9 protein-coding genes and 1 tRNA gene are annotated in these 11,414 nt (G+C 51.9%); 7 read left to right on the top strand and 3 right to left on the bottom strand.

The features are described from left to right. The 6 genes from AC3DKE_RS07595 to AC3DKE_RS07570 all read left to right on the top strand — a co-directional run. Nucleotides 1-285, top strand: a 285-nt coding sequence (locus AC3DKE_RS07595; RefSeq protein ID WP_487990336.1) for a TatD family hydrolase, incomplete at its 5' end; no start/stop codon positions are given. A 71-nt stretch (nucleotides 286-356) separates the two neighbouring features. Then, nucleotides 357-1,001, top strand: coding sequence for a TetR/AcrR family transcriptional regulator (locus AC3DKE_RS07590; protein WP_340675034.1), 645 nt, complete (start codon nucleotides 357-359; stop codon nucleotides 999-1,001). A gap of 169 nt (nucleotides 1,002-1,170) precedes the next feature. Then, nucleotides 1,171-1,920, top strand: a complete 750-nt coding sequence (locus tag AC3DKE_RS07585; protein WP_340675033.1) for an electron transfer flavoprotein subunit beta/FixA family protein — start codon at nucleotides 1,171-1,173, stop codon at nucleotides 1,918-1,920. Nucleotides 1,921-1,922: 2 nt separating this feature from the next. Further along, entirely contained in the window at nucleotides 1,923-2,852 is a 930-nt protein-coding gene (locus AC3DKE_RS07580) for an electron transfer flavoprotein subunit alpha/FixB family protein (RefSeq protein WP_484217310.1), read from the top strand. 160 nt (nucleotides 2,853-3,012) lie between these two features. Then, nucleotides 3,013-3,963: a DUF5995 family protein gene (locus tag AC3DKE_RS07575; RefSeq protein WP_411730019.1), complete on the top strand. Its 951-nt coding sequence runs from the start codon at nucleotides 3,013-3,015 to the stop codon at nucleotides 3,961-3,963. A 28-nt stretch (nucleotides 3,964-3,991) separates the two neighbouring features. Next, nucleotides 3,992-5,830: an ABC transporter ATP-binding protein gene (locus AC3DKE_RS07570; protein ID WP_411730020.1), complete on the top strand. Its 1,839-nt coding sequence runs from the start codon at nucleotides 3,992-3,994 to the stop codon at nucleotides 5,828-5,830. A 60-nt stretch (nucleotides 5,831-5,890) separates the two neighbouring features. On the opposite strand, the gene AC3DKE_RS07565 is transcribed toward AC3DKE_RS07570, so the two are convergent. The 3 genes from AC3DKE_RS07565 to AC3DKE_RS07555 all read right to left on the bottom strand — a co-directional run bounded on the left by AC3DKE_RS07565 (nucleotide 5,891) and on the right by AC3DKE_RS07555 (nucleotide 11,170). Then, nucleotides 5,891-7,258 (bottom strand): WS/DGAT/MGAT family O-acyltransferase, encoded by a 1,368-nt coding sequence (locus AC3DKE_RS07565; RefSeq protein ID WP_411730021.1) that lies wholly within the window; start codon nucleotides 7,256-7,258, stop codon nucleotides 5,891-5,893. 28 nt (nucleotides 7,259-7,286) lie between these two features. Then, nucleotides 7,287-9,158 carry a long-chain-acyl-CoA synthetase gene (locus AC3DKE_RS07560; RefSeq protein WP_487990334.1) on the bottom strand — a complete coding sequence of 624 codons (1,872 nt, stop codon included), beginning with the start codon at nucleotides 9,156-9,158 and terminating at the stop codon, nucleotides 7,287-7,289. A 125-nt stretch (nucleotides 9,159-9,283) separates the two neighbouring features. Next, a complete protein-coding gene (locus AC3DKE_RS07555; protein WP_487990333.1) occupies nucleotides 9,284-11,170 on the bottom strand; it encodes a potassium transporter Kup in 1,887 nt (628 codons plus the stop codon). 150 nt (nucleotides 11,171-11,320) lie between these two features. Here AC3DKE_RS07555 and AC3DKE_RS07550 point away from each other — a divergent pair. After that, nucleotides 11,321-11,411: transfer RNA gene (locus AC3DKE_RS07550), tRNA-Ser, on the top strand. Nucleotides 11,412-11,414 lie beyond the last annotated feature (3 nt).

Below are 11,414 nucleotides of genomic sequence, written 5' to 3'. Positions count from 1 at the left end.
GGCATTGTGACTTTTAATAAGGCGCTGGAATTGAAAGAAGTGGCTAAGCGCATTCCGCTCGATCGCTTGCTGATTGAAACTGACGCGCCGTATTTGGCACCTACTCCTAATCGCGGCAAGCCAAATGAGCCGGCGTACTTACCAGATACAGCCGCTCATATTGCTGAACTGCGTGGCTTGAGTGTGGAGGCGTTGGCTGAAGCAACCACAGAGAACTTCAAACGCTTATTTGGTCTGAAATCGCTCTCACCCTTGGTACTAGCACCAAGGTCCATGGCAGACTAAACTGCTGTCTTCATAGATTATTTGCCCGACTACGAGGGAATATGGATCTCTCGTTGACACAAGGAGCTGGCATGAGTGACTTAGCCAAAGCCACGCAGAAAGCGCGCGAATTTCGTCAGCGCGAGCAAGACATTCTCGATTGTGCACAAGCGCTATTCATTGAGCATGGCGAAGATAAAGTCACGGTAGAAATGATTGCCGACAAAGTGGGTATTGGCAAAGGCACTATCTATAAGCATTTCGAAACAAAAAACGAAATCTATGTGTTGTTAATGATCCGCTATGAAGATGAGTTGGCGGACATGTTCGCTCGCATCGACATGACCGAAGATAAGCAAACTTTGGTGCGCGAATATTTCACTTTTCGCGTGAAGGATGCCGACAAATACTTATTGTTTGAGCGCCTAGAAAGCAAACTAGTAGCCGATGGCGCTGTGCCTACCATGCTAGAGAAATTGCATGCTATCCGTTCGTCAAACGTGGATACGCTGTATGCCATGGTGGAAGGGCAAATTAAGGCGGGTAAGCTCGCCGATGTGCCACCGTCTTGGCATATCGCTGCGGCATGGGCCTTAGCTCATGGCGCATCTGCCTTAACTAAGTCGGGCTTTTACACGCAATTTATTGGTGAAAAAGAGCCATTTCTCGACTTTTTGCTTAATGTGGCTGTCCGCATGGGTAATAAACAAGTTTTGGGTAAAAAGCCAAAGCATTGATTTTTAATCGCTTTGCTTGCAATTAAAGAGTATTTCGTCGGTCGGCAGGTTGACCGTTAAAGCATCACACTGCAAGATACCGAGCCTTTCGAGAGCAGTCTGTGCGCGCTGCGCGCCTTTTCTCGTCATGTTCATCATTCGTTTAAATCGTTAAATAGCTGAGGATTCCATGAAGGTTCTTGTCGCTGTCAAACGCGTTGTCGATTACAACGTCAAAGTTCGCGTGAAAGCGGATAACTCCGGCGTGGAGCTGGCCAATGTCAAAATGGCCATGAACCCGTTCTGTGAGATCGCGGTAGAAGAAGCTGTTCGTCTGAAAGAGAAAGGCATCGCTACTGAAATTATTGCGGTCACTGTTGGTCCACAAGCTGCGCAAGAACAACTGCGTACTGCTCTGGCCCTAGGTGCCGACCGTGCCATTCTGGTGCTAACCGATGACGTCGCTGAGCCGCTGGCTATCGCGAAAATTCTGAAAGGAATTTGCGATGAAGAACAGCCTGGTTTGGTTGTTTTAGGTAAGCAAGCCATCGATGGTGATAACAACCAAACTGGCCAAATGCTGGCTGCGTTGGCTGGTTTTGCCCAAGGCACATTTGCTTCAGTCGTAGAAGTCGCTGGCGATAAAGCCAAAGTGACTCGCGAAATCGACGGTGGTTTGCAAACCGTTGAGCTGACATTGCCTGCGGTAATTACTACCGACTTGCGTTTGAACGAGCCACGCTATGCGTCGCTGCCAAACATCATGAAAGCAAAGAAAAAGCAGCTGGATACGAAAGCACCTGGTGACTACGGTGTCGATACCACGCCACGTTTGAAAACAGTAAAAGTGAATGCCCCTGCTGAGCGTAGCGCTGGCATCAAGGTGAAAACTGTTGAAGAGCTGGTCGATAAACTGAAAAACGAAGCGAAGGTGATCTAATCATGGCCACTTTAATTATTGCAGAACACGATAGCGCGTCCATCAAAGGCGCAACCTTAAACACAGTGACAGCTGCCGTGAAAATCGGTGGCGATGTGCATGTGTTGGTTGCTGGCCAAGGCTGCCAAGCTGCTGCCGATGCCGCCGCTAAAATTGCTGGCGTGAGCAAAGTTTTATTGGCTGATAACGCTGCTTACGCGCATCAGCTGCCAGAAAACGTGGCGCTGCTGGTTGCTGAACTCGGCAAGTCCTATAGCCACGTATTGGCTCCAGCGACTACCAACGGCAAAAATATTCTGCCACGCGTAGCCGCTTTGCTAGATGCATCGCAAATCTCGGAAATATCAGCAGTTATCTCTGCTGATACTTTCGAGCGTCCTATCTACGCTGGTAACGCCATTGCTACTGTGCAATCGACTGAAGACATCAAAGTCATCACCGTGCGCCCTACAGGCTTTGACGCTGCCGCAGCTGAAGGTGGTTCGGCTGCAGTTGAAGCTGTGGCTTCAGCGCAAGATGCTGGTAAATCAAGCTTCGTTGGCGAAGAGCTAGCTAAGTCGGATCGTCCAGAATTAGCCGGTGCTAAAATCGTCGTTTCTGGCGGGCGTGGCATGGGCAATGGCGAGAACTTCAACTTGCTTTATTCATTGGCCGATAAACTTGGCGCAGCTGTTGGTGCTTCGCGCGCCGCGGTTGATGCTGGCTTTGTGCCTAACGACATGCAAGTCGGTCAGACTGGTAAAGTCGTTGCTCCACAGCTCTACATTGCGGTTGGTATCTCCGGTGCCATCCAGCATTTAGCTGGCATGAAAGACTCGAAAGTTATTGTTGCGATCAACAAAGATGAAGATGCTCCGATTTTCTCCGTTGCCGATTACGGCATCGTGGGCGATCTCTTCGACATCGTGCCGCAGCTCGACAAACTGATTTAATAGCTCGCGCTCATTAGGGCGCTAGCGGTTTGTCAAAAACGGGTCCTAGTGGCCCGTTTTTTTATGCCTAGATTTTTTCGAAGAAATTCAACATTTGGTGGTTTTGTTTAGTCGTTGTAGAGTCTGCGCATTAATAATAAAAAATGGCATGAGCGATCACATGAACCGTTACGTTTCTAGCTTCTTCCTCATCAGCATAATAAGTGTATTGGCAGCTTGCGGTGGCGATAGCCGCGCCGCATCTGACACTGCCGTGAGCACGCCAGCTGCAACTGATAGCGCTGCGCGTGCTGAGCCATCGATCAATATTCCCCTCACTGACTTACTTCCACCGCTAGTAGCAACCGATCCTGCGTCTGATTATGCCGAGCGTTGTGGTGCTGATGGCCTAATTTGTGTGCGCTGGGTGGAGAGCAAGTTAGCGGAGTGGGAGAAGTTTTTCGGCTGTGATCACCGCGCCGTTTTCCCTACGGTGTATCGTTTGCTAACGAAGCAAACGCGCTTGCAACTAGAAGAAGATCCCAGCGTTTTTGATGACCCTGCAGGCCTTGGCTTTGAGGCGCTGCAGTTCTATGCACTTTACGACGAGATGATCACCGATCATCTGGCAGGTAAGCCGATTGCACCGGCTTGGCAAACGGCTATGGATGCGGCGAATAGCGGCAATTGGAGTGGCGGCCACGATATGTTGCTCGCGATTAATGCTCATGTGCAGCGCGATATGCCATTTGCAGTGGCCAATACCGGCTTAACTCTGCCCAATGGCAAAAGCCGTAAGCGTGATCATGATCGCTTCAATACCGTGCTCAATACAGCCTATCCCATCATCGTGCGAGAAGTTGGACGGCGTTATGATCCGCTGATGACGATTGTGGCAAATCTTGGTTTGCCGGTTAATTTGGTTTCGCAACAATTAGTCGCTGTTTGGCGAGAGGGTGTTTGGCGCAATGCCGAACGACTCTCTGTATCGCAAGAGCCAACTTGGCAATCGTTAACGCATGAGAGCATCGAGTTGCAGGCAAATCTCACTGCAATAGCCATGAAAGTGGGTGAAACACCACAGCGTCGTAGTCTGCGGGATGCCTATTGTGAGGCTGCACTGGTAGAGTAGCCGCCTTGTTTATTTATCGAGGCAGGGCATGTTTTCTTGGTTTGAACGCCGCTTAAATCCTTTTCCTGAGCAACAGCTAACGCAACCACCGCGTGAGCTGTTGGCATTTTGCTTATATTTCACTCGTGGTGCATGGCCGTATTTGCTCATGGGCGCGGCCTTGATGACGCTGGTGGCCATTGCTGAAGTCTGGCTTTTTAGCTTTCTGGGCGACATCGTTAATTGGCTCTCGGTGCAAAGTCGCGAGACTTTTATGGAGGCGCAGCGCTGGCAGCTCATCTCCATGGCCGCCGTGGCTTTGGGCCTGCCGTTATTAGTCACTGCGCATTCGCTGCTGAACCATCAAACCCTGATGGGCAATTACCCGATGCGCATCCGTTGGTTGGTACACCGGTATTTGTTGCGTCAGTCCATGGCGTTTTACCAAGATGAGTTTGCTGGTCGCATCGCCACCAAGCTAATGCAAACCGCACTAGCGGTGCGCGAGTGCGTGATCAAACTGCTCGATGTATTGAACTACATCGTGGTTTATTTCTTGGGCACATTGGTGTTATTTGCTAATGCCGATTGGCGTTTGGCCATTCCGCTAGTTGCCTGGTTGCTATTGTATTTATTGATGCTGAAGTTCTTTGTGCCGCGTATGGGGCGCGTAGCCCAGCTACAGGCCGATGCGCGCTCGCAAATGACGGGGCGTATTGTCGATAGCTACACCAATATTCAGACGGTGAAATTGTTTTCGCACGCCCAGCGTGAGGCGAGCTATGCCCGAGAGGGTATGGGTGAGTTTTTGGTCACGGTCTATGCGCAAATGCGTTTAGTAACATGGTTGAACTTATCGCTCTATAGCCTCAATGCCGCGCTCTTGCTCAGTGTTGGCAGTTTGGCGATTTGGCTATGGCTAGGGGCTGAAATATCGGTTGGTGCGGTGGCCTTGGCCTTAGGTTTGGTGCTGCGCCTATCGGGCATGTCGCAATGGATTATGTGGGAAATAGGGTCGCTGTTTGAAAATATCGGCACCGTGAAGGATGGCATTGGCTCAATTTCGGTACCGCAAGTGGTTGAAGATAAGCCTGATGCGGCCGTTTTAAGTGTGCCGCGTGGTGAGATTATTTTTGACAAAATGAGCTTTCATTATGGCCAGCAAAGTGGCGTGATTGAGGATCTGAGCCTGCGCATTGCCGCTGGTGAGAAAGTTGGTTTAGTCGGGCGCTCAGGTGCCGGCAAGTCGACCTTGGTGAATTTGCTGCTGCGTTTCTATGATGTGGCTGGCGGGCGCATTGTCATCGATGGGCAGAATATTGCCGATGTGCAGCAAGACAGCTTGCGCGCACAGATTGGTATGGTTACGCAAGACACGTCATTGCTGCACCGTTCGGTGAGCGAGAACTTGCGCTATGGCCGCCCTGATGCGACACAGGAGATGACCGAGGCGGCGGCGCGTAAGGCGCAGGCGCATGAGTTCATCTTGTCGCTAAAGGATGCCAAAGATCGCACAGGCTATGATGCACATGTAGGCGAGCGTGGGGTTAAGCTTTCGGGCGGCCAACGCCAGCGCGTGGCCATTGCGCGCGTGATGCTGAAAGACGCACCGATCTTAATTCTCGATGAGGCAACGTCGGCGCTGGATTCAGAAGTTGAGGCGGCGATTCAGGAAAATCTGTATCGCTTGATGGAAGGTAAGACTGTGATTGCCATCGCACATAGGCTATCGACCATTGCCGCCATGGATAGGCTGGTGGTGATGGATGCGGGCCGCATCATTGAAGTTGGTACGCACGATGAGCTAGTGGCAGCTGGCGGCCTTTATGCGCAGCTATGGGCGCGCCAGTCCGGTGGTTTTTTAGATCCAGGCGATATCGCTGAGTAAGTAGTTAGGCGAGGGACGTGCCGCATTCCCTCGCCTAACTCAATACTCGTCCCTGAAGGCTTAAGCGTTTTCCAACTCCACCAAACCTTCTTCCAAATACGCCAGCAACTTCTGCATATGCGGTAGCGTGCGGCGACAAGCAATAATGCCAATCTCAAACTTCTCGGCATAGCTCACCACGGTGATATTGGTCGCTTGACCATCCATGGCGATAGAGACCGGATAAATGCCTTCGAGCTTGGCGCCATTCCAGTACATCGTTTCGCGCGGGCCCGGCACATTAGAGATGACGATATTAAACGCCTGCCAAGTCGGCGCGATGCCGGTTGCCATATTGATGCCACTGACGGCCAGTGCGGTGCCAACGTAGTTCATGATTTCGAGCTGGCTCATGTTGGCGAAGCGGTCTTTGCTGTTTTGCACTGAACGCGCAATGGCATCGAGACGCTCGAGCGGATGGCTCAGATGCGTGGCCAAGTTCGCTAACACCATGCCGACTTGGTTGCCGCCATCGGAGTCATCTTTGCGCAAAGACACCGGTACCATCGCTACTAAAGGCTTGTCGGGCAGGGCATTTAAGTCGGTCAAATAGCGGCGTAATGCACTCGCGCACATGGCCAAAACAATGTCGTTGAGCGTGGCGTTATGCTTTTTAGCGGTAGCTTTGATGCGTGGTAAATCCCATGACTGGGCGGCAAATCGACGCGAGGCGCTGATCGGTTGATTCAAAATCGAACGTGGCGCCTGAAACACCGAAACATAATCGGCATCGTTGCCACGAGCCTTAATCGATTTGATGATTTCTTTGGTCACGCGTGGCCAAGTGGCGGCTTGATCACGAATCGCCCCCATAGCTTTACTGGCTTTTGAAATAGGCGCTGTGACATTAGCGACAACGCCTTCTGGCGCAGCTTTTTTTCGTGGCGGCATCGCCCAAAAAGGCACGGTGTCGCGGCAGAGCGGGTCTGGCGACATGCCTTTTTGCAACATGCGCATGCCAGCGACACCATCGATTAGTGCGTGATGAATACGGCTATAGACGGCGATTCGGCCATCCTCGACACCATCGATAATGTAGATTTCCCACAAGGGTTTGGCGCGATCCATTAGGCCGCTATGTAACTTTGAAACGATGGCTAAAAGCTCACGAATACGACCGGGCTTAGGCAGCGAAATGTGGTGAAAGTGCGCCTCTAAATCGAACTCGGTATCTTCTTCCCAAAAGGGTATGCCGAAGCGCTTAGTGAGCTTTTGGTTGAATGGCGGCTGCGCGCGACGATACGACAATGCCCACTCGGCAAGCTCTTGGGCGTAGTTTGGGCCGGCACCTTCGGGCGGTGAGAGCAGCAATAAGCTGCCAACGTGCATGGGCTGATTGCGGCGCTCTAAGAGCAAAAACATATTATCGGGTGGTGAAAGTGGCGTCATAGTAGCTATCCTTATATCTGCTCAGCTCTTAGAGCTGAATGCGTCCTGCGTGAATATCGGCAAAGGTTTTTTTCGTCAGCGACACGTAGACATTTTCGCGCGGCAATAAAAGCCAAACGTCATCGACAGTTTTTGGGTCGAAGCCGGATTGCTTGAGCTCGACTTTGCGATATTTGAAGGTGCCGGTGGTTTCTTGTTCGGGCTGCACGCGAATGAATACGGGCACGGCGTAGCGCGGTAAGTTGGCTATTAATGTGGCCGCAACGTCTTTGCCATCGAAGCTCATGCCGGGCTTGAGCGTGATGGCTGCCATGCCTGCTCGGCCATCGCAGCCGGGTACAGATACGCCGTAGACTGCACCATGCGCGATGCTACTAACGCTGGCCAATGCACCTTCAACTTCGGTGCTGGCGACGTTTTCGCCTTTCCAGCGGAAAGTGTCGCCAACGCGGTCAACAAACTGAATATGGCGCATGCCTTGGTCGCGCACTAAGTCACCAGTGTTGAAATAGCAGTCGCCTTTTTTGAAGACATCGCGCAGCATTTTTTTCTCACCGGCTTCCGGGTCGGTATAGCCATCGAAAGGTCGGCGTTCACTGACTTCGCTAATCAATAAGCCGACGCCGCCTTTTTTCACTTTGACTAATCGGCCCTTGGTATTGCGCACGGGCTCATCACTGTCAGCGTCAAACTGCACGATGGCGAATGGTAGAGGCGAAAAGCCGGCGGTTTCAGTGACACCAAAGGCATTAATAAAGCCAATGTTGGACTCGCTAGCCCCATAAAATTCGTAAATCCGCTCGATGCCGAAGCGCTGCTGGAACTGCTTCCAGATTTCTGGGCGCAGGCCATTGCCGGTAATCAGGCGAACGTCGTGCATGGTGTCATTGTCGAGCGGATCGCGGTTGAGTAGATAGCGCAGCAGTTCGCCAATATAGGTGAAGCCAGTCGCGCGGTAATGGCGTAGGCGATCCCAGAACTGGCTGGCGCTGAACTTGCGATCGATGGCGAGAGTTGCGCCAGCCGACAGCACACAGCCCCATGCTACGGTGAGCGCGTTGTTGTGGTAGAACGGCAGGCAGCAATAAAACACGTCATCGCTGCGTAGGCGTAGGGTGGCGTTGCCGACGCCGGCCATCGAGGCGAGCCAGCGGTAATGCGTCATCACCGAGGCTTTTGGCAGGCCGGTCGTACCCGACGTGAAGATAAAGAAGCAGGGCTGGCGGGCTTGCACATGGCGCGTGCTTTCAGGGTTGATGCTGCGGCGACGGCCGGCATCGCGCGCTAAGTCGGTAAAGCCTACGGGGCAGTCGGCGCTTTCACTGGGCGCATGACCTTGGCCTTGCACCCAAAAGAAACCGATATCGGGGCGAGTCTCAAAGCTTAAGCCGGTGCTTTTTAGCGCATCGCTACACTCATCGCTGAGAACTAAAATGCGTGGCTTCACGAGGTCGATGCTATGACGCAAGACATCACCGCGTTGGTTGAAATTGAGCATGCCGGCGACTGCGCCAAGCTTCACCGCAGCAGCGACACAGGCTAGTTGCATGGGGCTATTTTCAGCCAAGATGGCGACGGTATCGCCGCTATGCACGCCATGATGCGAGAAGCTGGCTGCTAGGCGATTGACCCAGCTATTGAACTCAGCATAAGTCCAGCGTCGGTCTTGCCATTGCACCGCAACGCGGTCGGGGGTTTGTCGTGCCCAGCGCTCTAGCACGCGGCCAATGGACATTTCAGATTCGGGCTTGAGTGTGGCTAGGCCAAATAGGCCACGATTAACCGTGAGTAGGTCGGGAATGGCGGCAAAAGCGCCGCGAGCAATATCTCGCAGGCCTACTTTTTTGACATTGGATTCTTTTGAGTCCGCTGGCGTTGGGCGCTCTATTGGTGGTGGCATGGCGCGCTCCTTGTTGTTTTTATTGAACCAAGTTTGCCACATCTTGGGCTCGAAGCGCGCGTCTACTTAATGGCCATGCTGACTTTGCCTCAGCTGCTATCTACAGTGATAAGACAGCATGGGCGTCACAGTCGAATCTGCGTGCCCATCTCCACGACGCGATTGCTAGGAATGCTAAAGAAGTCAGTCACCGGCACAGCGTTGCGCGCCATGACGATGTACAGCATTTGCCGCAAGCGGTGCATAGGGTTTTCTTTGTTGGGAATAATGTGTTCGCGCGAAACAAAGAAGCTGGTATCCATAACGTCTAAATTCAGCGAATGATTGCGGCAGAGTGCAAAAATTTGCTCGATGTCAGGCTGCTCTTTAAAGCCGTAGTTCGCCGTGATGAGATAAAAATGATGACTGATCTCGTTGATGGTTAGACGCTCTGAATCTTCGATAAAGGGCACATCCTTAGTAGCGATACGCAGCACAATATTGCGTTCATGAATGATTTTGTTGTGCTTCATATTATGCAATAGCGCATGCGGCACCTGCTCTAGCGAGCTATTCATAAACACTGCCGTGCCTTGCACAGTCTGCCCAGCAGAAGCACCAATACTATTGACGAATAGTGACAGCGGCATGGTTTCATTATTTAAACGTGTCTGCACGCTGTCGCGACCGCGCTTCCAGGTTGCCATAATGAAAAATGCACTGATGCCAATCAGCACAGGTAGCCAACCACCATGGATGATTTTCAGTGATGTCGATGAGAAGTAGGCGATATCGAGCAGAATAAACGGCACGATTAATAGCGCTGCGAGCTCAGGGCGCCAATGCCAGATTTTAATAGCCACCACGATAAGTAATATGGCATCCAGTGTCATGGTCATGGTCACAGCAATGCCATAGGCCGCCGCCAAGTTTTCTGAGCTTTGGAATGTCATCACAAGGATGCAGACTGCAACAAATAGTAGCCAATTGAAGAAGGGGATGTAGATTTGGCCAATCTCTTTATTAGATGTATGGCGCACTTCAAAGCGCGGTAGATAGCCGAGTAGCATGGCTTGTCGGGCTATCGAAAATACGCCTGAAATACAGGCCTGAGATGCCACTACGGTAGCAAGCGTTGCGAAAATAATGAGAGGGTAGAGCGCCCAATCTGGAGCTAATAAAAAGAAGGGATTTTCAATGGCCGCTGGGTTCTCTAAAAGCAGAGCGCCTTGGCCGCAATAGTTGAGCACTAGCGCTGGAAACGCCATATAAAACCAAGCACGGCGTATGGGGCGATGACCAAAGTGGCCCATGTCGGCGTAGATCGCTTCGCCACCGGTAATCGTTAGTACCACGGCACCAAAAATAACCATTGATACGCCGGCATGTTCCTCAATAAACATGACTGCCCAATACGGGTTAATTAGGGTGAGCACTTCCGGCGCATGGCGGATATTTATGGCACCGAGAAAGGCTAGTGTACCGAACCAAAGCAGCATCACCGGACCAAAGAAAGCGCCCATCGAGCCAGTGCCATGGCGTTGCAAGGTAAATAGTACGGTGATGACGGCAAGCGTGATGGGAATAATAAAGGGTTCAAAGTCGGGCGAAACGACTTTCAGGCCTTCCGCAGCTGAGAGTACGGAAATGGCTGGAGTAATCATGCCGTCGCCTAAAAAGAGTGCGGCACCGAATAAGCCTAAAACAATCATTAATGGTCTAGCCCACGGTCGCTTATAGCGGCCACGCAGCACCAACGCCATCAGCGACATAATGCCGCCTTCACCATTGTTGTTGGCACGCATGAGGAGCGTGATGTACTGAATCGATACCACGAGCGTGAGCGACCAAAACACCATGGATAAAATGCCGATGACGTTGTCATGGGTAATATCAAGTCCGGGCACAACACTGAAGCATTGTTTGATGGCATACAGCGGACTCGTGCCGATATCACCAAACACCACGCCAAGAGCGCCGATGGTTAAAGCTAACTGACTGGATTTGAGTGTATCGGATGGTGCTGCAGACATATGCTTCCTCAGTGCCAACACGCGATGCAGCGGTTGACATGCTACTTAGTCGCGCGAGTCTACCACCGCTAGCTTTGAGAAAAACACTTTGCCATCACCGCAGTCATCCGCTAGCATTGCCGCCCGCAATAGCAGCGTCTATTGCACCCCGGTGAGGTGTCCGAGTGGCTTAAGGAGCACGCCTGGAAAGCGTGTATAGGTTAATAGCCTATCGAGGGTTCGAATCCCTCTCTCACCGCCAAAT

This window comes from Paraperlucidibaca sp. (genome assembly GCF_982810325.1).
This window is presented reverse-complemented; position numbering and strand designations above follow the sequence as displayed.